General features: G+C 43.6%; 15 protein-coding genes, 9 tRNA genes and 4 rRNA genes (1 of these 28 only partly in view). All 28 read left to right on the top strand.

The window, feature by feature from the left end; all coding sequences use genetic code 11:
• Positions 1–196 precede the first annotated feature (196 nt).
• On the top strand, positions 197–934 hold the full coding sequence (locus QE429_RS00950; protein ID WP_307282934.1) for a VWA domain-containing protein: 738 nt from the start codon (positions 197–199) through the stop codon (positions 932–934).
• The gene (locus tag QE429_RS00945; RefSeq protein ID WP_307290698.1) at positions 903–1,913 is read left to right on the top strand and encodes a serine/threonine protein kinase; all 1,011 of its coding nucleotides are present in this window, start codon (positions 903–905) and stop codon (positions 1,911–1,913) included. Before QE429_RS00950 ends, QE429_RS00945 begins: the two co-directional genes overlap by 32 nt.
• A gap of 155 nt (positions 1,914–2,068) precedes the next feature.
• Positions 2,069–3,457, top strand: coding sequence for a tRNA lysidine(34) synthetase TilS (gene tilS, locus QE429_RS00940; protein WP_307282932.1), 1,389 nt, complete (start codon positions 2,069–2,071; stop codon positions 3,455–3,457).
• 23 nt (positions 3,458–3,480) lie between these two features.
• Positions 3,481–4,029, top strand: coding sequence for a hypoxanthine phosphoribosyltransferase (hpt, locus tag QE429_RS00935; protein WP_307282929.1), 549 nt, complete (start codon positions 3,481–3,483; stop codon positions 4,027–4,029).
• Between the two features lie 138 nt (positions 4,030–4,167).
• Complete coding sequence (gene ftsH / locus QE429_RS00930; protein ID WP_307282927.1) at positions 4,168–6,120, top strand: ATP-dependent zinc metalloprotease FtsH; 1,953 nt, start codon at positions 4,168–4,170, stop codon at positions 6,118–6,120.
• Positions 6,121–6,227: 107 nt separating this feature from the next.
• Positions 6,228–6,995, top strand: a complete 768-nt coding sequence (locus QE429_RS00925; protein ID WP_307282924.1) for a type III pantothenate kinase — start codon at positions 6,228–6,230, stop codon at positions 6,993–6,995.
• A 34-nt stretch (positions 6,996–7,029) separates the two neighbouring features.
• On the top strand, positions 7,030–7,908 hold the full coding sequence (gene hslO / locus QE429_RS00920) for an Hsp33 family molecular chaperone HslO (protein ID WP_307282922.1): 879 nt from the start codon (positions 7,030–7,032) through the stop codon (positions 7,906–7,908).
• A gap of 21 nt (positions 7,909–7,929) precedes the next feature.
• The gene (locus tag QE429_RS00915) at positions 7,930–8,829 is read left to right on the top strand and encodes a peptidyl-prolyl cis-trans isomerase (RefSeq protein ID WP_307282919.1); all 900 of its coding nucleotides are present in this window, start codon (positions 7,930–7,932) and stop codon (positions 8,827–8,829) included.
• A 157-nt stretch (positions 8,830–8,986) separates the two neighbouring features.
• A complete protein-coding gene (cysK, locus tag QE429_RS00910) occupies positions 8,987–9,916 on the top strand; it encodes a cysteine synthase A (RefSeq protein WP_307282916.1) in 930 nt (309 codons plus the stop codon).
• Positions 9,917–10,509: 593 nt separating this feature from the next.
• Positions 10,510–11,289: a dihydropteroate synthase gene (gene folP, locus QE429_RS00905; RefSeq protein WP_307290697.1), complete on the top strand. Its 780-nt coding sequence runs from the start codon at positions 10,510–10,512 to the stop codon at positions 11,287–11,289.
• A complete protein-coding gene (folB, locus tag QE429_RS00900; protein ID WP_307282913.1) occupies positions 11,282–11,644 on the top strand; it encodes a dihydroneopterin aldolase in 363 nt (120 codons plus the stop codon). The genes folP and folB overlap by 8 nt, the downstream gene beginning before the upstream one ends.
• On the top strand, positions 11,644–12,171 hold the full coding sequence (gene folK / locus QE429_RS00895) for a 2-amino-4-hydroxy-6-hydroxymethyldihydropteridine diphosphokinase (RefSeq protein ID WP_307282910.1): 528 nt from the start codon (positions 11,644–11,646) through the stop codon (positions 12,169–12,171). Before folB ends, folK begins: the two co-directional genes overlap by 1 nt.
• A complete protein-coding gene (locus QE429_RS00890) occupies positions 12,123–12,329 on the top strand; it encodes a helix-turn-helix domain-containing protein (RefSeq protein ID WP_307282908.1) in 207 nt (68 codons plus the stop codon). Before folK ends, QE429_RS00890 begins: the two co-directional genes overlap by 49 nt.
• Before the next feature lie 14 nt (positions 12,330–12,343).
• Positions 12,344–13,345, top strand: coding sequence for a tRNA dihydrouridine synthase DusB (dusB, locus tag QE429_RS00885; protein WP_307282904.1), 1,002 nt, complete (start codon positions 12,344–12,346; stop codon positions 13,343–13,345).
• 193 nt (positions 13,346–13,538) lie between these two features.
• A complete protein-coding gene (gene lysS, locus QE429_RS00880) occupies positions 13,539–15,038 on the top strand; it encodes a lysine--tRNA ligase (protein ID WP_307282901.1) in 1,500 nt (499 codons plus the stop codon).
• Between the two features lie 341 nt (positions 15,039–15,379).
• Positions 15,380–16,917, top strand: a 16S ribosomal RNA gene (locus QE429_RS00875).
• Between the two features lie 351 nt (positions 16,918–17,268).
• Positions 17,269–20,204, top strand: a 23S ribosomal RNA gene (locus QE429_RS00870).
• An 81-nt stretch (positions 20,205–20,285) separates the two neighbouring features.
• A 5S ribosomal RNA gene (gene rrf / locus QE429_RS00865) occupies positions 20,286–20,402 on the top strand.
• A gap of 12 nt (positions 20,403–20,414) precedes the next feature.
• Positions 20,415–20,490: transfer RNA gene (locus QE429_RS00860), tRNA-Val, on the top strand.
• A 171-nt stretch (positions 20,491–20,661) separates the two neighbouring features.
• Positions 20,662–20,737, top strand: a tRNA-Thr gene (locus QE429_RS00855).
• A 171-nt stretch (positions 20,738–20,908) separates the two neighbouring features.
• A tRNA-Lys gene (locus QE429_RS00850) sits at positions 20,909–20,984 on the top strand.
• A gap of 15 nt (positions 20,985–20,999) precedes the next feature.
• A tRNA-Leu gene (locus tag QE429_RS00845) sits at positions 21,000–21,084 on the top strand.
• A gap of 14 nt (positions 21,085–21,098) precedes the next feature.
• Positions 21,099–21,173: transfer RNA gene (locus tag QE429_RS00840), tRNA-Gly, on the top strand.
• A gap of 5 nt (positions 21,174–21,178) precedes the next feature.
• Positions 21,179–21,267 (top strand) — tRNA-Leu (locus tag QE429_RS00835).
• Between the two features lie 13 nt (positions 21,268–21,280).
• Positions 21,281–21,357: transfer RNA gene (locus QE429_RS00830), tRNA-Arg, on the top strand.
• Positions 21,358–21,364: 7 nt separating this feature from the next.
• A tRNA-Pro gene (locus QE429_RS00825) sits at positions 21,365–21,441 on the top strand.
• Positions 21,442–21,453: 12 nt separating this feature from the next.
• Positions 21,454–21,529: transfer RNA gene (locus tag QE429_RS00820), tRNA-Ala, on the top strand.
• Positions 21,530–21,688: 159 nt separating this feature from the next.
• Positions 21,689–22,703: ribosomal RNA gene (locus tag QE429_RS00815) — 16S ribosomal RNA — on the top strand (it continues 523 nt past the right edge of the window).
• The 16S, 23S and 5S rRNA genes sit together here with 9 tRNA genes alongside, the layout of an rRNA operon.

Here is a 22,703-nt window from a genome sequence, read left to right as displayed (position 1 = left end):
GAAACTCGCCGAAACACCCACGAACCGCTCGTGCCTGGAGCGGAAATCAACAGGACATGGTAGTATAACAGGAAAAAATTGTGTACATGCCTGCATGCTATAAACTGATTATTTTACCCGCTCCATTGGAAAATATGTATAAATCACCATGAACCCGTCGAAAATGGTACCAATACGTTTATGGAGGGAGAAGGTTATGTACACAGGAAAAATACGCCAGATCCTATTGATAACAGATGGTTGCTCTAATCAGGGTGAAGATCCAATTGCTATGGCTGCCCTTGCCAAGGAACAGGGAATAACGGTAAATGTCATTGGTGTCGTTGAACAGGATATTATTGATGAAAAAGGTATGACCGAAATCGAAGGAATCGCCCTTTCAGGAGGAGGAGTCAGCCAAATTGTTTATGCTCAGGCTCTTTCTCAAACGGTACAAATGGTCACACGTAAAGCGATGAATCAAACGATACAAGGTGTCGTGAACAGTCAGTTAAAGCAAATCTTAGGCGGTTCACAAACGATGGAAGACCTGCCTCCAGAAAAAAGAGGAGAAGTCATGGAGGTTGTTGATGAATTAGGAGAAACTGTCGAATTAGATGTGTTGATTCTTGTCGATACAAGCGCAAGTATGAAGCATAAGCTACCGATGGTGAAAGAGGCGTTATTTGACCTTTCTCTTAGCTTAAATGCTCGTACAGGTGATAATCAGTTTTCAGTTTACGTATTTCCCGGGAAAAAGAATGATGTCGAAAAACTGCTAGATTGGACACCAAAGATGCAATCTTTGACGAGTGTTTTCTCTCAGCTTTCGACAGGAGGAATTACTCCGACCGGCCCGGCATTACGAACAGCTATTTCAGCCTTTAATCAAAAACAATCGTTAAGGAGCCTGCTTGCACGTGATGATGAATCATACTTTGAAGAATCAATGTAAGGTGAGTCCAGGGACAATCATTTCAGGAAAATGGCATTCGAATAACTATACAATTATAAAAGAGCTAGGATTTGGGGCGAACGGGGTGGTCTACCTTGCGAAACACAAAAACACTCATGTAGCTTTGAAAATGAGTGATAACGGCATGTCGATTACCTCAGAGGTAAATGTCTTGAAATCCTTTGCAAAGGTCCAGGGTTCAACCCTCGGGCCTTCTTTACTTGATGTCGATGATTGGCAAAGTCCTCGTTCACGAATTTCCTTTTATGTAATGGAATATATTCAAGGCCCGGATCTCCTAAGCTTTATCCGTGAGAAGGGAAAGTCATGGTCAACGGTTTTATTTATTCAACTGTTAAAGGATTTAGAAACACTTCACGAGAACGGATGGGTATTCGGCGATTTAAAGCCAGAGAATTTAATTGTTACTGGACCTCCTTCCAAAATAAGGTGTATTGATGTAGGGGGTACTACAATTAAAGGCAGGGCTATTAAGGAGTTTACGGAGTTTTATGATCGAGGCTATTGGGGACTAGGCTCTAGAAAAGCAGATTCTTCCTATGATTTATTCGCTGTGGCCATGATTATGATTAATACAGCCTATCCAAAACGATTCACAAAGACTATTGGGGGTATACAACAGTTAAAGGAAGCGATCCGGCAAAAGCCAGAGCTAACCAAATATGAAAAGATTATTCTCAGAGCCCTTCAGGGTCAGTACAGTAGTGCAAAGGAAATGAGGGAGGATCTTCTAGAACGGATGGTTGAGAAAAGAGCAGATTCTAAGCCATTACAACCACAAGCGATTAATAACCCTGGCTCCAATCAGGTCAAAAATGGAGCAGCAAAAAGTCAAAAGAATGTATCAAGACTAACGTACCGTAAAAAGAAGAAGAAAAGCGCATGGTTAGAATTTTTTATCATTGCTGTCCTTTTAGGTGCTTTCTATGCGTGGTACACATTTGACAAATTACTTTAAATAGTTGAAACCTTTTTTTAATACAATCGTATTAAGGGAGTAATCCTATATTTGTAATGCCTAAGTTTTGATAGTTATTTATGGTTAGTGGTAAGCTATTGGTATTCTTAAATTATTTTTGCAAATACTTTGTTTTAAGGAAAGAGTGCCATACTATGTTGGAAACAAAGGTTGAGGGTTATCTTAATCGCCAATCGTTTCAATTAGATAACAAACAGATTGTCGTTGGAGTTTCAGGTGGTCCTGATTCCCTGGCACTGCTTCACTATCTGCATTCTCAAAAAGAAAGGAAAAACCTTTCCATCGTTGTCGCTCATGTGGACCATATGTTCCGCGGAGCAGAGTCCTTTGAGGATGCCCTGTTTGTAAAAAGGTTCTGTCATGAATACGAGATACCGTTTGAAATGAGACAGATTGATGTAATGAAAATAATGGAGGCTACAGGAAAGAGTTCTCAAGTAGCTGCCAGAGAAGTACGGTATCAATTTTATTCGGAAATAATGGAGAAATATAATTTCCGCTATTTGTCCCTTGGTCATCATGGGGATGATCAGATTGAAACCATACTCATGCGCTTAACGAGAGGCAGCTCTGGAATGGCGAGAGCCGGGATTCCATTTACACGTCCGTTTGGAAAAGGATTTATTTTCCGTCCATTCCTCACTGTGACAAAGGATGAAATTGAACAATATTGTAAAAAGCATGCACTAAATCCGAGACTAGACCCTAGTAACTTAAAAAGTATCTATAGTAGAAATCGATTCCGGCAACAGGTTCTTCCTTTTTTAAAAGAAGAAAACAGTCAGGTTCATGATCATTTCCAACGATTTAGTGAAGAATTACAAGGTGATGAAGCCTTCCTGCTGGAATTGACAAAAAAACACTTGAATTCCGTAATGACAAAAAGAGAAAAGGGCAAAATTACTATTGACATAAAAACATTTCTTGAGATGCCTTTACCTTTACAAAGGAGAGGTATTCAACTAATATTAAACTATCTTTACAAAGAAAAGCCTGCTTCTCTTTCTGCCGTACATATCGACCAAGTTTTTTCTATCATTCATCACCGTGAACCTTCAGGTAAACTTGATTTCCCAAATGGTTTAAAAGTTATTCGCTCATACCTTCAATTGACGTTCCAATTTCAACTAATAAAGGCGAAACCTTATGAACTTGAAATAGTCGAACCAGGAATGGTCATACTGCCTACTGGAGGGAGTATGCGAATTGATTATTTAGATGGGGAAATTCCTGAATTTCATCATCCATACACGGCTTTGTTTCATGTGGATGTGGTCAAATGGCCGCTTGTCATCCGCACTAGGAAAAATGGTGATCGAATGACATTAAAAGGAATGCAGGGATCAAAAAAAATAAAGGATATTTTTATTGATCAAAAGGTTCCTGTACAAGATAGGGACACATGGCCTGTAATAACCGATAGTGAAGATTGTATTCTCTGGCTTCCAGGTTTAAAAAAATCTTCATTTGAAGGTATAGATTACAATGCTAAGCAATATATACTACTCACATACATTAAGTAATGATCTTCTAGGGGGCACATTTTATGATGAATCAGGATATTGAAAAAGTGTTAGTTTCAGAAGAGGAAATCCAAGAAAAAATTAAAGAGTTGGCTGGACAGTTAACTGAGGAATATAAGGACCGTTTCCCGTTGGCAATCGGCGTTTTAAAAGGTGCAATGCCTTTTATGGCTGATTTATTAAAGCGGATGGACTGCTATTTAGAAATGGACTTTATGGATGTTTCCAGCTATGGCAGCGCCTTTGTTTCTTCAGGGGAAGTAAAAATTCTTAAGGATTTAGATACTTCTGTTGAAGGCAGAGACATATTAATTATTGAGGATATTATCGACAGTGGCTTAACACTCAGCTATTTAGTTGATTTATTCCGTTACAGAAAAGCAAAATCAATCAAAATTGTCACTTTGCTTGATAAGCCAACAGGAAGAAAGAGTTCTATCCAAGCAGACTATGTAGGATTTATTGTTCCAGATGAGTTTGTTGTTGGGTATGGATTGGATTATATTGAAAAATACCGAAACCTTCCATATATTGGGGTTTTAAAACCGGAAGTATACAGCAATAATCAATAAATTTCATTGAAAATGGAATCATAAACCCTTCAACGATGGGCTTTTTACAACCTATAGAATTGAGAGTAATTCCTTGAATTAGTAAGATTTTCTATGATACTATCTAATATAGTTTTTACCCGCGGGAGGAGGTAAGAGATGAATCGGATTTTCCGTAATACCATCTTTTATTTATTGATATTTTTAGTCATTATTGGTGTAGTTAGCTTCTTTAATGGAAGCAATGAGACTACAAGTCGTTTAACGTATGATAAATTTGTGACAAAGCTAGAAAACGGGGAAGTAAAGTCTTTCTCCATGCAGCCTGAACGAGGTGTTTTCGAAGTTAGAGGTGAGGATAAAGCAAGCAAGAAGTTTATCACCTATGTACCTAACAGCGAAAAGATCCTTGATCGGATAGATAAAGCAGGGAAAAATGTAGAAGTGATGCCGGCTAAAGAAACAAGCGGCTGGGTTACTTTCTTTACTTCGATTATTCCGTTTGTGATTATCTTTATTTTATTCTTCTTCTTATTAAACCAAGCTCAAGGCGGCGGAAGCCGAGTAATGAACTTTGGGAAAAGCAAAGCTAAGCTCTATAACGATGATAAGAAAAAGGTTCGTTTTAGAGATGTAGCTGGTGCAGATGAAGAAAAACAAGAATTAGTTGAAGTGGTTGAGTTCTTAAAAGACCCTCGCAAATTCGCTGAGCTTGGCGCTAGAATTCCTAAAGGTGTCCTTTTAGTAGGACCTCCAGGAACGGGTAAAACTTTGTTAGCAAGAGCAACTGCTGGTGAAGCAGGAGTGCCTTTCTTTTCAATCAGTGGTTCTGACTTCGTTGAAATGTTTGTCGGTGTGGGTGCTTCCCGCGTACGTGACTTATTCGAAAATGCGAAGAAAAATGCACCATGTATCATCTTCATCGATGAAATTGATGCTGTAGGACGTCAGCGTGGAGCAGGACTTGGCGGCGGACATGACGAACGTGAACAAACATTGAACCAATTATTAGTTGAAATGGATGGTTTCGGTGCAAATGAAGGAATTATCATTATCGCCGCAACGAACCGTGCAGATATCCTTGACCCAGCATTATTACGTCCAGGACGTTTCGACCGTCAAATTACAGTCGACCGCCCAGATGTAATTGGGCGTGAAGCTGTTCTTAAAGTACATGCTCGTAATAAACCGTTAGATGAGACAGTCAACTTAAAAAATATCGCTATGCGTACACCAGGTTTTTCTGGTGCTGATTTAGAAAACTTACTAAATGAGGCAGCATTAGTTGCAGCACGTAGTGGTAAAAAGAAAATCGACATGGAAGATATTGATGAAGCAACCGATCGAGTGATTGCCGGACCAGCTAAGAAGAGCAGGGTTATTTCAGAAAAAGAACGTAATATTGTTGCTTTCCACGAAGGTGGTCATACGGTTATTGGGTTAGTACTTGATGAAGCGGATATGGTTCACAAGGTTACAATCGTACCACGTGGGCAAGCTGGTGGATATGCTGTCATGCTTCCAAGAGAAGACCGTTACTTTATGACTAAACCTGAATTACTTGATAAAATTGTTGGTCTATTAGGTGGACGTGTCGCTGAGGAAATCGTTTTTGGAGAAGTAAGTACGGGTGCGCATAATGACTTCCAACGTGCGACTAGTATTGCTCGTAAAATGGTAACTGAATATGGTATGAGTGATAAACTTGGACCGCTTCAGTTTGGCCAAGGTCAAGGCGGTCAAGTATTCTTAGGCCGTGACATCCATAATGAGCAAAATTACTCGGATGCGATTGCTTACGAAATTGACCTTGAAATCCAAAGAATTATTAAAGAGTGTTATGAAAGAGCTAGAAAGATTCTTACTGAGAATCGTGATAAGCTTGATTTGATTGCTAAGACTCTACTTGAAGTGGAAACGCTTGTTGCTGAACAAATCAAATACTTGGTTGAACATGGTCATATGCCTGATCCTTCCCTTCACTTAGATTCAGTGAAAATTGGACCGAAAAAAGATGACGTGAAAGTTAACATCAATACAAAAAAAGAAGAGGCTCCTAAAGAAGAGAAATCCTTTTTAGATACGCCTCCTGATGATATTGATTATAAGTAAATTAAGAAGAGTGCTTCGCTGAAGCACTCTTTTTTTTCTTCATATACTATTTATGGTATGATGTTTCCGTGTATAGAAAAGAAAAATCGGTAAAGTGAGTGATAGATTTGATTTTCGTATTTGATGTAGGAAATACAAATATTGTATTAGGTGTTTATCAAGGGGATGAACTGAAATATCATTGGCGGATAGAAACAAACCGAAATCGTACAGAAGACGAATTTGGTATGAATATAAAAGCATTATTTGATCATTCGGGTCTATCTTTTACCGATATTGACGGTATTATTATCTCTTCTGTTGTTCCACCAATCATGTTCGCATTAGAAAGAATGTGCCAAAAGTATTTCCATATTAAGCCGCTGGTTGTGGGACCTGGAATCAAGACGGGACTTAATATTAAATATGAAAACCCAAGAGAAGTGGGTGCGGACCGAATTGTGAATGCAGTGGCCGCCATCTATGAATATGGAAGTCCGTTGATTATTGTTGATTTTGGTACGGCCACCACCTATTGTTATGTAAATGAAGAGCGTCAATATATGGGTGGCGCAATTGCTCCTGGAGTTGGCATTTCTACGGAAGCGTTATATTCAAGAGCGGCAAAGCTACCAAGAATTGAAATTGCCCGTCCAGAGGGTGTTATTGGGAAAAATACAGTAGCGGCCATGCAGGCTGGCATTGTCTATGGATATGTAGGACAAGTAGAAGGTATCGTCAAACGAATGATGGAGCAAAGCGGCAAGAAGCCAACAGTCATCGCTACAGGTGGTTTGGCTAACTTAATTGCCCAAGAATCCACTATTATTGATATCGTTGATCCATTTTTAACTTTAAAAGGATTGCAGCTTATCTATAAACGCAATATGGGATAACCTAAGGATTAGCAGCAGAGAAGGGAGTTTTACCATGAGTGATTATTTAGTTAAGGCGTTAGCCTTTGATGGTAATATACGCGCATATGCAGTAAGAACAACAGAAACTATTTGTGAGGCGCAAGAACGCCATCAAACGTGGAGAACAGCATCAGCAGCACTTGGCCGCACGATGACCGCAGGGGTCATGATGGGTGCCATGCTCAAGGGTGAAGATAAGCTGACCATTAAAATCAATGGTGGCGGTCCACTTGGTCCAATCGTCGTTGACAGTAATGCTAAAGGAGAGGTTCGTGGCTATGTAACCAATCCGGAAGTTGACTTTGAATCCAATGAGCACGGTAAGCTGGATGTCCGCCGCGCGGTTGGAACGGATGGGATGTTAGCGGTAGTAAAGGATATTGGTTTACGCGATTTCTTCTCTGGGCAGGTTCCGCTTGTATCTGGAGAATTGGGTGAGGATTTTACCTATTATTTTGCAACATCTGAACAGGTGCCATCTTCTGTAGGCGTGGGTGTGCTGGTTAATCCGGACGATACCATTTTAGCAGCGGGAGGGTTTATTTTTCAATTGATGCCTGGAACTCCTGAATCTGTGATTTCACAGGTAGAGGAACGCTTAAAAACCATTCCGCCTGTTTCTAAACTAATCGAGCAAGGGTTAACACCTGAGGAGATTTTAGCTGAGTTATTCGGGAAAGAACAGGTAAAGATATTAGAAAAGATGCCTGTACAATTCGCGTGTAACTGCTCGAAGGATCGTTTTGCCAATGCGATCATTGGATTAGGGAAAGCTGAAATTGATGCTATGATTGAGGAAGACGGACAAGCGGAAGCTCATTGTCACTTCTGTAACGAGAAATATCTTTTTACTAAAGAAGAATTAGAAGAAATGAAACAGGAAGCGAAATAAGCATTCCTAGGGGGAAAGAAATTGGGGAAGAAGCAGCTTTGGATGGTAATTGCTGCCCTTATTTTGGTGAATGTCCTAACGATTGCTTTTTATCAGTCAAGAGTAAAAGAAGCAAGCGGGGCAGCGATGAGCGAGGAAAGCGTTGCAACAATAGGGAAAACGGAGATTTCTAGGCAAGATTGGCTAAATGAATTAGAAGCCAAATATGGAAAAGATGTTTTAAAGGAAATGATTGATCAGAAGGTTGTAACAGAGACCGCAGCTAAGTACAAAATAAAAATCTCAGATCAAGAGGTTGAGCGTGAATTTAGAATGCTCCAAACGACTGTGGATCCACTTAGTCAAAAGAATCATGCGAGCGAGAAAAAGTGGAAAGAAGAAATACGTAACACCCTTCTGTTAGAAGAGCTTTTAACAAGAGATGTGGCAGTATCGACGAAAGAGTTGAGAAGGTACTATGCGGAAAACAAAAGTGTTTTCAAGGTTCCTACTGCTTATCATCTATCACATATTATTGTGAAAACAAAAAATGAAGCAACAAAAGCATCGAAAGAGCTAGCACATGGGTCTAGTTTTTCCGCATTGGCCATGGAGCGTTCGATTGAGGAATTCTCGGCTAATGAAGGCGGAGATATCGGATATATTACGGAAGAGGATGAACGCTATCCAAAAAAATATATCGAAACGGCTAAAAGGCTGAAAAAGGGAGCATATAGCAAACCGTTAAAGGTTGAAGACGGATATGCCCTAATAAAGCTTGAAGGAAAGCTAAACGGCAAAAGCTATTCCTTTGATGAAGTGAAAGAACAAATACGCAGACAAATTGCCCTTGAGCAAATGAAAACCCCTGCAAACGCTTCAACATTTTGGGACGAAGCTGGGGTAGAATGGTTCTACGGCAAAGATAAAAACAAAGATTAAGAAGAAGAAAAAACACAGGGGAACTTCTGTGTTTTTCTTTTACGAAATTTGCGGAAAATTTAATTATTTTAGTGAGTTAAAACGATTGACAAAACAAGTATAAAACTGGTAAATTTGTGATAAATCCAATAAAAATACTCGGAATAGAGGTGCCAATATGGTTCGTGTTGCAAATTCAGTTGCCGAATTAGTCGGCCAAACTCCTATTGTAAAATTAAACAGATTAGTAGATGAAAATAGCGCTGAGGTTTACTTAAAGCTGGAATATTTTAATCCGGGCAGCAGTGTAAAGGATCGAATCGCATTAGCAATGATTGAAGCAGCAGAGGAAAAAGGCTTAATCAAGCCTGGAGTAGATACAATCATTGAACCTACTAGCGGAAACACTGGAATCGGACTTGCGATGATTGCTGCAGCAAAGGGATACAAAGCAGTTTTTGTTATGCCCGAAACCATGAGTTTAGAAAGACGCAACTTGCTTCGCGCTTATGGTGCAGAATTAGTATTAACCCCTGGTCCAGAAGGAATGAAAGGGGCAATTGCTAAGGCGGAGGAACTTGTAAAGGAGCATGGTTACTTCTTACCACAGCAATTTAAGAATGAAGCAAATCCTGAAGTTCACAGAAGAACAACAGGTAAAGAGATTGCTGAACAAATGGACCAGTTAGATGCTTTCGTTTCAGGAATTGGAACTGGTGGAACCATTTCAGGAGCAGGTAGTGTGCTTCGTGAAAAATTCCCAGAGGTTACAATTTATGCGGTAGAGCCACAGGATTCACCAGTATTATCCGGTGGAAAACCAGGCCCGCATAAACTCCAAGGACTTGGAGCTGGATTTGTTCCTGATACGTTAAATACCGATATTTATGATGAGATTATAAAGGTTGGAACAGAAGAAGCTTTTGAAGCATCACGCCGTGCAGCGAAGGAAGAGGGAATTTTGGGTGGAATCTCTTCAGGTGCAGCTATTCATGCAGCTTTAGAAGTGGGTAAGAAGCTTGGAAAAGGGAAAAAGGTCTTAGCGATCATTCCAGATAACGGTGAGCGTTACTTAAGTACACCACTTTATCAATATGATGTTGAGTAAATAAATAGGAGGAGGCATTGGCAATTGCCAGTGCTTCTTTTTTTATAGCTGTGTTAAAGAACAGTGTTGATTTATACATCCTGTTAATTGGAACGGAAGGCACGAAGACTCCTGTGGGAGTATGGTTCAGGGGAAACCCCGCAGACGCTTGCGTCGAGGAGGCCCGCCGAAACACCCACGAACCGCTCGCGTCTGGAGCGGAAATCAACAGGCAAGTTTAACAGAGCCTTTTTTATAGGAATATATAAAATTCGACTTCGGGAATTGTCCAGCTCCAGCGCCTAGCCAGTTTTCACCCTGAATATTCTTTTATGAGTATCTTGTAACAATCATGGTTTGATAAAGCGATGATTGTTACAGCACCGGTCAAATAACCTTCGGCAAGTAAAGTCAAAGAGCGACTTTTCTTGCCGAAGAACATTTGCCTGTCGGGGCTGACCAAGGCGCTTGCGCTTTTCTTTTAATATGAAACTATTTGTCATTTCATGTATGATAAAGGGAGTGAAATATTTTAGCTAGGAGGAATTGGGTTGAACGCACACCAAGGACAAATCCATTGTGGACCTTATACCTTAGACTTTACAAAGAAAACCATGATTATGGGCATTCTAAATGTCACTCCAGATTCCTTTTCGGATGGTGGGAAATATAATCACATTGATAAAGCCATCCTTCGTGCAAAAGAGATGGTTGCGAACGGTGCGGATATAATAGATATTGGTGGAGAATCAACCCGGCCAGGATTTGCAGCTGTTTCCGTGGAAGAAGAGCTAGAGCGGGTCATCCCTATGATTAAGGCTGTATCCCAACATGTCCAAATACCAATCTCTATTGATACCTATAAGGCAGAGGTTGCCAAACAAGCCCTTGAAGCTGGTGCTCATATTATAAATGATATTTGGGGTGCGAAGGCAGATGATCAAATGGCGCACGTGGCAGCTCGATTTGATGCTCCCATTGTGTTAATGCACAATCGCCATGATCGTAACTACCAAGTTTTCATGCGTGATGTCATTAATGACCTATATGAAAGTATTGCGATTGTAAAAAAAGCAGGGGTCAAAGATGAAAAGATTATTCTTGATCCAGGAATCGGATTTGCACGAGATTTTCAGCAAAATGTGTTGACGATGCAGAATCTAGATAAATTAGTGATGCTTGGCTATCCCGTTCTTTTAGGAACATCAAGAAAATCCTTAATTGGACAAGCCTTAAACCTCCCTGTGGAGGAAAGAATGGAGGGTACAGGTGCAACCATCTGTTACGGAATACAAAAAGGCTGCCACATCATTCGTGTGCATGATATTAAGGAAATGAGCAGAATGGCGAAAATGATGGATGTGCTAATGGGAAAGGGTGAAGCGCTTGGATAAGATTTTTGTCAACAGAATGGAGTTTTACGGATACCATGGTGTATTTCCTGAAGAAAATCGCTTAGGACAACGATTTGCGGTTGATTTAACTGTATCCGTTGACTTAAGAAAAGCAGGAGAAACAGATGAACTGGAGCACTCTGTCAATTACGGTGAACTCTATCAGGTTTGCAAGGAGATTGTTGAGGGGAAACCGTATAAGTTGGTGGAAGCTGTTGCCGAGCAAATTGCTTCAAGTATATTAGAGCAATTTGCATTAGTCCAAGATGTAACGGTAAAAGTGATTAAACCAGATCCACCTATTCCTGGTCACTACCGGTCGGTTGCAGTTGAAATTATGAGGAGTAGATCATAGTGGAAAATACAGCATTTATAGCTCTTGGTTCTAATATGGGAGATCGCTATGGGAATCTAATGAGTGCAATTAAACATTTATTAGATTATTCACAGATAGAGTTAGTAAATTATTCCTCTATCTATGAAACAGATCCTGTTGGTTATGAAGACCAGGATTTATTTTTAAACATGGTAATCGAGATTCGAACAGCATTTAGTGCAATGGAACTATTAGATGTCTGTCTGAAAACAGAATTAGTTCTTGGAAGAAAAAGGGAAGTAAGATGGGGCCCACGTACAATTGACCTTGACATTCTCCTTTATAACCAAGAAAATATTGAAACAGAGAAACTAGTAGTTCCGCATCCGAGAATGCTAGAACGGGCATTTGTTATGATTCCGCTTTTAGAAACAAATCGAAACATCAGTATTCCAGAAATGGAAAAACCTCTTACAGCATGGTTAAATGCAATACCTGATAAAGAAGGAGTCCGAATATGGAAGCAGAAAAATGGGGAAGACGTATTCGAGCCTATCGAAAGCTAAAAGGTTATACACAAGAAGGCTTCTCGAGGGAACTAGGTGTATCAGTGTCAATATTAGGAGAGATTGAAAGAGGAAATCGTCTGCCTGCAGAAGATTTACTAGAGCGTATTGCTCACTCCTTAAAAATAACTATAGATGATTTAAGTCCGAAAGAATAAGGAGGGCGTAATAGTTGTTAAAGATCGGCGATATTGAAATGAAAAATCCTGTTGTCCTAGCACCAATGGCCGGTGTATGTAACTCAGCATTCCGTTTGACGGTCAAAGAATTTGGAGCAGGCTTAGTTTGTGCTGAAATGATTAGTGACAAAGGAATCGTTTTAAAAAATGAAAAAACAATGAATATGCTCTATATTGACGAGCGTGAAAAGCCACTAAGCTTGCAAATTTTTGGCGGTGAAAAAGATACACTCGTAGAAGCAGCGAAATTCGTAGATAAAAACACGAATGCAGATATCATCGATATTAATATGGGCTGTCCGGTTCCGAAAATTACGAAATGTGATGCTGGGGCGAAGTGGCTGTTAGATCCCAATAAAATCTATGAAATGGTTTCTGCTGTTGTTGCAGAGGTAGAAAAACCAGTTACAGTTAAAATGCGTATGGGATGGGACGACGAGCATATTTTTGCGATTCAAAACGCCCAGGCTGTTGAGAGAGCAGGCGGTAAGGCAGTTGCCCTTCACGGTCGTACGCGTGTTCAAATGTATGAAGGAAAAGCAAACTGGGATATCATTCGTGAAGTTAAACAATCTGTTAACATTCCGGTAATCGGTAATGGGGATGTGCAAACACCACAGGATGCGAAAAGAATGCTAGATGAAACTGGTGTTGATGGCGTCATGATTGGCAGAGCAGCTCTAGGAAATCCATGGATGATTTACCGTACGGTTCAATATTTAGAAACAGGTAAATTAATGCCAGAGCCTTCTGTGCGTGAAAAAATTGATGTATGCATCCTGCACCTAGATCGTCTTATTGCACTTAAGAGTGAGTATATCGCTGTACGGGAAATGCGTAAGCATGCCGCTTGGTATTTAAAAGGTGTTCGCGGAAATGGAACAGTCCGCAATGCTATCAATGAGTGCAATACAAGAGAAGACCTAGTCATCCTTCTTAACGGTTTGGTTGCTGAAGTGGAAGAAAAGGAACAAAGTCAATTAATCGTAGGTTAATTTGACAATGAATCTCTCTTTTTCTATACTATTTTTGTTTAGAATGAAGCTGCCAGTAGAATAACTGGCAGTTTTTATTCTATTTACGTACTTTTTTGATGTCTGAATTCTTAAGTTTGTGTAAAATAATATAGTATGTAAAAAAAGTGATAATGCGCGGATTTGTTTAGCGTTTTACATAATAAAAAAATAAATGGAGTTGATAGCTTTGAGTCAGGAAGAATTAAATGACCAACTGAGGGTCAGACGCGAAAAAATGAGCAGTATGCGTGAACAAGGACTTGATCCTTTCGGTAAGCGTTTTGACCGTTCTCACAGCGCAATGGAATTGATTAATCAATATAGTGAAACAGAGAAGGAAGAGCTTGAAGCCCAGAATGTTTCTGTTTCTTTGGCAGGCCGTATTATGACGAAGCGTGGTAAAGGGAAGGCCGGATTTGCCCATATTCAAGATTTAACTGGTCAGATTCAAGTGTATGTTCGTCAGGATGCAATTGGTGAAGAGTCGTATAAGATATTCGATTCTGCAGATTTAGGCGATATCATCGGCGTAACGGGTACTCTATTTAAAACCAAAGTCGGTGAGCTTTCTGTAAAGGTTGAGAATTTTGAATTCTTAACAAAAGCACTTCGTCCACTTCCAGACAAATTCCACGGTTTGAAAGATGTAGAGCAGCGCTACCGTCAGCGTTACTTGGATCTCATCATGAGCCAAGAGAGCAAGGCGACATTTATTGCTAGAAGCCGTATTATTCAATCGATGCGTCGTTATTTAGATAGCCACGGCTATTTAGAGGTGGAAACACCAATGATGCACTCTATCGCTGGAGGAGCATCCGCTAGACCGTTCATTACACACCATAATGCTTTAGATATGCCACTATTTATGAGGATTGCAATTGAGCTTCACTTAAAGCGCCTTATCGTTGGTGGTCTTGAAAAGGTGTATGAAATCGGCCGCGTATTCAGAAATGAGGGAGTGTCAACACGCCACAACCCTGAATTCACAATGATTGAATTGTATGAAGCGTATGCAGATTACAGAGATATCATGAGCTTAACAGAAAACCTAATTGCACATATTGCAGAAGAGGTTGTAGGAACTACGACTATTCAATATGGAGACTATGAAGTAGATCTTAAACCAGAGTGGAAAAGACTTCACATGGTAGATGCAATTAAAGAATATACAGGTGTAGACTTCTGGAAAGAAATGAGTGTTGAAGAGGCACGTCAACTTGCAAAAGAATACGGCGTAGAGATTAACGATAACATGCTTTATGGTCATATTGTTAATGAGTTCTTCGAGCAAAAGGTTGAGGAGAAACTGATTCAACCTACATTTATTTACGGTCATCCTGTAGAAATTTCGCCATTAGCGAAAAAGAATGAGGAAGATCCTCGCTTCACAGATCGTTTTGAATTGTTTATTGTAGCTCGTGAGCATGCGAATGCCTTCACAGAACTAAATGATCCAATTGATCAAAGAGAACGCTTTGAAGCACAATTAAAAGAACGTGAACAAGGAAACGACGAAGCCCATATGATGGATGACGACTTCGTCGAAGCATTAGAATATGGAATGCCGCCAACAGGTGGACTAGGAATCGGTATTGACCGCCTAGTAATGTTGTTAACCAACTCACCATCTATTCGCGACGTCCTACTATTCCCATTAATGCGTCATCGTTAATTTTTTGAAAAAGTGTCGGGTAAAACCGGCACTTTTCTTTTGTATCATTAGTATGAATATTTTTACTTTAGATAAATAAGAATAAAAGCGAAAAAGGCTATTGCGCCCTAGTGATAATGGTGGTATATTAATATCTGTTGCTGCGAGACAGTAACACAGCAAGAAAAAAGAAATTAAAAAAGTTATTGACTTTCGGTTGATAACTTGGTAAGATAATAAAGTCGCTTTTGGGCGACGGTGAGATTGTTCTTTGAAAACTAAACAAACAAAAACGTCAACAAACAATAACATTTAACTTCTTAAATGAAGTTAGCCAACGTAACAAAATGAGCTAATCAACTTTCTTGGAGAGTTTGATCCTGGCTCAGGACGAACGCTGGCGGCGTGCCTAATACATGCAAGTCGAGCGAACCACTTCGGTGGTTAGCGGCGGACGGGTGAGTAACACGTGGGCAACCTGCCTGTAAGACTGGGATAACACCGGGAAACCGGTGCTAATACCGGATAATCCTTTTCCTCACATGAGGGAAAGCTGAAAGTCGGTTTCGGCTGACACTTACAGATGGGCCCGCGGCGCATTAGCTAGTTGGTGAGGTAACGGCTCACCAAGGCGACGATGCGTAGCCGACCTGAGAGGGTGATCGGCCACACTGGGACTGAGACACGGCCCAGACTCCTACGGGAGGCAGCAGTAGGGAATCTTCCACAATGGACGAAAGTCTGATGGAGCAACGCCGCGTGAGCGATGAAGGCCTTCGGGTCGTAAAGCTCTGTTGTTAGGGAAGAACAAGTACCGGAGTAACTGCCGGTACCTTGACGGTACCTAACCAGAAAGCCACGGCTAACTACGTGCCAGCAGCCGCGGTAATACGTAGGTGGCAAGCGTTGTCCGGAATTATTGGGCGTAAAGCGCGCGCAGGCGGTCCTTTAAGTCTGATGTGAAAGCCCACGGCTCAACCGTGGAGGGTCATTGGAAACTGGGGGACTTGAGTGCAGAAGAGGAAAGCGGAATTCCACGTGTAGCGGTGAAATGCGTAGAGATGTGGAGGAACACCAGTGGCGAAGGCGGCTTTCTGGTCTGTAACTGACGCTGAGGCGCGAAAGCGTGGGGAGCAAACAGGATTAGATACCCTGGTAGTCCACGCCGTAAACGATGAGTGCTAAGTGTTAGGGGGTTTCCGCCCCTTAGTGCTGCAGCTAACGCATTAAGCACTCCGCCTGGGGAGTACGGCCGCAAGGCTGAAACTCAAAGGAATTGACGGGGGCCCGCACAAGCGGTGGAGCATGTGGTTTAATTCGAAGCAACGCGAAGAACCTTACCAGGTCTTGACATCCTCTGACACTCCTAGAGATAGGACTTTCCCCTTCGGGGGACAGAGTGACAGGTGGTGCATGGTTGTCGTCAGCTCGTGTCGTGAGATGTTGGGTTAAGTCCCGCAACGAGCGCAACCCTTGATCTTAGTTGCCAGCATTCAGTTGGGCACTCTAAGGTGACTGCCGGTGACAAACCGGAGGAAGGTGGGGATGACGTCAAATCATCATGCCCCTTATGACCTGGGCTACACACGTGCTACAATGGATGGTACAAAGGGCTGCAAGACCGCGAGGTTTAGCCAATCCCATAAAACCATTCTCAGTTCGGATTGTAGGCTGCAACTCGCCTACATGAAGCCGGAATCGCTAGTAATCGCGGATCATCATGCCGCGGTGAATACGTTCCCGGGCCTTGTACACACCGCCCGTCACACCACGAGAGTTTGTAACACCCGAAGTCGGTGGGGTAACCGTAAGGAGCCAGCCGCCTAAGGTGGGACAGATGATTGGGGTGAAGTCGTAACAAGGTAGCCGTATCGGAAGGTGCGGCTGGATCACCTCCTTTCTAAGGATATAAGCTGGACCTATGAGCCAGACAAAACATGTTTGTTTGATTGTTTTCTGTTTGTTTAGTTTTGAGAGTGCAATTTCTCTCTGACTAGTTGGTCTTTTACAACTAGATTTAAACGTTCTAATATTTGCTTTGCTCCTGCGCCATAGCGTATTCGAAGAGGTAACTCTTCAGCTCGTCGCAAGGCAGCATGATGCAAAAGCTCTGATGCTCAATCATGATGTGATTGAAGTCAGTAGCCTCGTTCTTTGAAAACTAGATAATCGTAAAGAAGAAAGTCAAGAAACATCGAGTAATCGCCATTTTAGTTTTCTCTCTATTATATATAGAGTAATAAACCTTTTAGGTTAAGTTAGAAAGGGCGCACGGTGAATGCCTTGGCACTAGGAGCCGATGAAGGACGGGACTAACACCGATATGCTTTGGGGAGCTGTAAGTAAGCTTTGATCCAGAGATTTCCGAATGGGGAAACCCACTGTTCGTAATGGAACAGTATCTTTACCTGAATACATAGGGTATTGAAGGCATACCCGGGGAACTGAAACATCTAAGTACCCGGAGGAAGAGAAAGCAAACGCGATTCCCTGAGTAGCGGCGAGCGAAACGGGACATAGCCCAAACCAAGAGGCTTGCCTCTTGGGGTTGTAGGACACTCTACATGGAGTTACAAAGGAACGGGGTAGATGAAGCGGCCTGGAAAGGCCCGTCAGAGAAGGTAAAAACCCTGTAGTCGAAACTTCGTTCCCTCCTGAGTGGATCCTGAGTACGGCCGGACACGTGAAATCCGGTCGGAAGCAGGGAGGACCATCTCCCAAGGCTAAATACTCCCTAGTGACCGATAGTGAACCAGTACCGTGAGGGAAAGGTGAAAAGCACCCCGGAAGGGGAGTGAAATAGTTCCTGAAACCGTGTGCCTACAAGTAGTTAGAGCCCGTTAATGGGTGATAGCGTGCCTTTTGTAGAATGAACCGGCGAGTTACGATCCCATGCAAGGTTAAGTTGAAGAGACGGAGCCGCAGCGAAAGCGAGTCTGAATAGGGCGAATGAGTATGTGGTCGTAGACCCGAAACCAGGTGATCTACCCATGTCCAGGGTGAAGTCCAGGTAACACTGGATGGAGGCCCGAACCCACGCACGTTGAAAAGTGCGGGGATGAGGTGTGGGTAGCGGAGAAATTCCAATCGAACTTGGAGATAGCTGGTTCTCTCCGAAATAGCTTTAGGGCTAGCCTCACGTTGTTAGAGTCTTGGAGGTAGAGCACTGTTTGGACTAGGGGCCCTCATCGGGTTACCGAATTCAGACAAACTCCGAATGCCAAAGACTTATCCGTGGGAGTCAGACTGCGAGTGATAAGATCCGTAGTCAAAAGGGAAACAGCCCAGACCACCAGCTAAGGTCCCAAAGTTTACGTTAAGTGGAAAAGGATGTGGAGTTGCTTAGACAACCAGGATGTTGGCTTAGAAGCAGCCACCATTTAAAGAGTGCGTAATAGCTCACTGGTCGAGTGACTCTGCGCCGAAAATGTACCGGGGCTAAACGTAACACCGAAGCTGTGGATTGACATCGTAGATGTCAGTGGTAGGAGAGCGTTCTAAGGGCGTTGAAGCTAGACCGTAAGGACTGGTGGAGCGCTTAGAAGTGAGAATGCCGGTATGAGTAGCGAAAGATGAGTGAGAATCTCATCCACCGTATGCCTAAGGTTTCCTGAGGAAGGCTCGTCCGCTCAGGGTTAGTCGGGACCTAAGCCGAGGCCGAAAGGCGTAGGCGATGGACAACAGGTTGATATTCCTGTACCACCTCTTTATCGTTTGAGTGATGGGGGGACGCAGGAGGATAGGGTAAGCGCGCTGTTGGATATGCGCGTCTAAGCAGTTAGGCTGGAAAGTAGGAAAATCCGCTTTCCGTAAAGGCTGAGCTGTGATAGCGAGGGAAATTTAGTACCGAAGTTCCTGATTCCACACTGCCAAGAAAAGCCTCTAGCGAGATAAAAGGTGCCCGTACCGCAAACCGACACAGGTAGGCGAGGAGAGAATCCTAAGGTGAGCGAGAGAACTCTCGTTAAGGAACTCGGCAAAATGACCCCGTAACTTCGGGAGAAGGGGTGCTTTTTGAGGTGAATAGCCTCGAAGAGCCGCAGTGAATAGGCCCAGGCGACTGTTTAGCAAAAACACAGGTCTCTGCGAAGCCGCAAGGCGAAGTATAGGGGCTGACGCCTGCCCGGTGCTGGAAGGTTAAGAGGAGGGGTTAGCGCAAGCGAAGCTCTGAATCGAAGCCCCAGTAAACGGCGGCCGTAACTATAACGGTCCTAAGGTAGCGAAATTCCTTGTCGGGTAAGTTCCGACCCGCACGAAAGGCGTAACGATCTGGGCACTGTCTCAACGAGAGACTCGGTGAAATTATAGTACCTGTGAAGATGCAGGTTACCCGCGACAGGACGGAAAGACCCCGTGGAGCTTTACTGTAGCCTGATATTGAATTTTGGTACAGCTTGTACAGGATAGGTAGGAGCCGTAGAAGCCGGAGCGCTAGCTTCGGTGGAGGCGTCGGTGGGATACTACCCTGGCTGTATTGAAATTCTAACCCGCACCCCTTATCGGGGTGGGAGACAGTGTCAGGTGGGCAGTTTGACTGGGGCGGTCGCCTCCTAAAGAGTAACGGAGGCGCCCAAAGGTTCCCTCAGAATGGTTGGAAATCATTCGTAGAGTGTAAAGGCACAAGGGAGCTTGACTGCGAGACCTACAAGTCGAGCAGGGACGAAAGTCGGGCTTAGTGATCCGGTGGTTCCGCATGGAAGGGCCATCGCTCAACGGATAAAAGCTACCCCGGGGATAACAGGCTTATCTCCCCCAAGAGTCCACATCGACGGGGAGGTTTGGCACCTCGATGTCGGCTCATCGCATCCTGGGGCTGTAGTCGGTCCCAAGGGTTGGGCTGTTCGCCCATTAAAGCGGTACGCGAGCTGGGTTCAGAACGTCGTGAGACAGTTCGGTCCCTATCCGTCGTGGGCGCAGGAAATTTGAGAGGAGCTGTCCTTAGTACGAGAGGACCGGGATGGACGCACCGCTGGTGTACCAGTTGTCTTGCCAAAGGCATCGCTGGGTAGCTATGTGCGGACGGGATAAGTGCTGAAAGCATCTAAGCATGAAGCCCCCCTCAAGATGAGATTTCCCATAGCGTCAAGCTAGTAAGAACCCTGAAAGATGATCAGGTTGATAGGTCAGAGGTGGAAGCGTGGTAACATGTGGAGCTGACTGATACTAATCGTTCGAGGACTTAACCAAGTTTTAAAGCGAACTCAAATGTTTATTGAACTTTCTTCTACATTATCTAGTTTTGAGAGAACGAACTCTCAAATAAAATAGTCTGGTAACTATGGCGAGAAGGTCACACCCGTTCCCATACCGAACACGGAAGTTAAGCTTCTCAGCGCCGATGGTAGTTGGGACGAAAGTCCCTGTGAGAGTAGGACGTTGCCAGGCTATCTATTATATGGAGGATTAGCTCAGCTGGGAGAGCATCTGCCTTACAAGCAGAGGGTCGGCGGTTCGATCCCGTCATCCTCCACCATATATTTTCCAAATTATTTGCCGGTGTAGCTCAATTGGTAGAGCACGACCGAATAAGCTTCCTGAAATATCATCAGCATACTGACCGAGCTGCTTCTTGATTAAGCTTTCTGAGGACAGGATGACGATAACAAGGAAAACGTGTACAATTTAATATTTTTTCCAAACTATTGCCGGTGTAGCTCAATTGGTAGAGCAACTGACTTGTAATCAGTAGGTTGGGGGTTCAAGTCCTCTCGCCGGCACCATTTTTTCTAAGAATTTATCTTTGTACGAGCCATTAGCTCAGTTGGTAGAGCCCGTTCGAATAAGCTTCAATGATTTAGCATCAGGGCACACGCCGAGCTGCTACTTGAATAAGCTTACTGAGGCGGGGGCATCCGTCGCAAATCAAAGATTAGTGAATCATCTTAATTCGAGAGCCATTAGCTCAGTTGGTAGAGCATCTGACTTTTAATCAGAGGGTCGAAGGTTCGAGTCCTTCATGGCTCACCATTTTTAAAGAATTTAGCGGGTGTGGCGGAATTGGCAGACGCACCAGACTTAGGATCTGGCGCCGCAAGGCGTGGGGGTTCGACTCCCTTCACCCGCACCATTTAAACTTAATATGCGGAAGTAGTTCAGTGGTAGAACACCACCTTGCCAAGGTGGGGGTCGCGGGTTCGAATCCCGTCTTCCGCTCCATATGTGCCGGGGTGGCGGAACTGGCAGACGCACAGGACTTAAAATCCTGCGGTAGGTGACTACCGTACCGGTTCGATTCCGGTCCTCGGCACCACTTTTAAATATATGCGCCCGTAGCTCAATTGGATAGAGCGTCTGACTACGGATCAGAAGGTTATGGGTTCGACTCCTTTCGGGCGCGCCATATTTTACGGGAAGTAGCTCAGCTTGGTAGAGCACTTGGTTTGGGACCAAGGGGTCGCAGGTTCGAATCCTGTCTTCCCGACCATTCATATTTTACGGGGCCTTAGCTCAGCTGGGAGAGCGCCTGCTTTGCACGCAGGAGGTCAGCGGTTCGATCCCGCTAGGCTCCACCAAAAAACATGTTGACAATAATTTTATTATTTGTTAACATATAAAAGTCGCACATACGACAAATTGTTCTTTGAAAACTAAACAAACAAAAACGTCAACAAACAATAACATTTAACTTCTTAAATGAAGTTAGCCAACGTAACAAAATGAGCTAATCAACTTTCTTGGAGAGTTTGATCCTGGCTCAGGACGAACGCTGGCGGCGTGCCTAATACATGCAAGTCGAGCGAACCACTTCGGTGGTTAGCGGCGGACGGGTGAGTAACACGTGGGCAACCTGCCTGTAAGACTGGGATAACACCGGGAAACCGGTGCTAATACCGGATAATCCTTTTCCTCACATGAGGGAAAGCTGAAAGTCGGTTTCGGCTGACACTTACAGATGGGCCCGCGGCGCATTAGCTAGTTGGTGAGGTAACGGCTCACCAAGGCGACGATGCGTAGCCGACCTGAGAGGGTGATCGGCCACACTGGGACTGAGACACGGCCCAGACTCCTACGGGAGGCAGCAGTAGGGAATCTTCCACAATGGACGAAAGTCTGATGGAGCAACGCCGCGTGAGCGATGAAGGCCTTCGGGTCGTAAAGCTCTGTTGTTAGGGAAGAACAAGTACCGGAGTAACTGCCGGTACCTTGACGGTACCTAACCAGAAAGCCACGGCTAACTACGTGCCAGCAGCCGCGGTAATACGTAGGTGGCAAGCGTTGTCCGGAATTATTGGGCGTAAAGCGCGCGCAGGCGGTCCTTTAAGTCTGATGTGAAAGCCCACGGCTCAACCGTGGAGGGTCATTGGAAACTGGGGGACTTGAGTGCAGAAGAGGAAAGCGGAATTCCACGTGTAGCGGTGAAATGCGTAGAGATGTGGAGGAACACCAGTGGCGAAGGCGGCTTTCTGGTCTGTAACTGACGCTGAGGCGCGAAAGCGTGGGGAGCAAACAGGATTAGATACCCTGGTAGTCCACGCCGTAAACGATGAGTGCTAAGTGTTAGGGGGTTTCCGCCCCTTAGTGCTGCAGCTAACGCATTAAGCACTCCGCCTGGGGAGTACGGCCGCAAGGCTGAAACTCAAAGGAATTGACGGGGGCCCGCACAAGCGGTGGAGCATGTGGTTTAATTCGAAGCAACGCGAAGAACCTTACCAGGTCTTGACATCCTCTGACACTCCTAGAGATAGG

The sequence above is a fragment of the Bacillus sp. SORGH_AS_0510 genome (assembly GCF_030818775.1).
In the GTDB taxonomy this organism is placed as follows: Bacteria; Bacillota; Bacilli; order Bacillales; family Cytobacillaceae; genus Neobacillus.
Note: the sequence above shows the minus strand (reverse complement) of the source record. Positions and strands in the feature narration are given on the sequence as shown.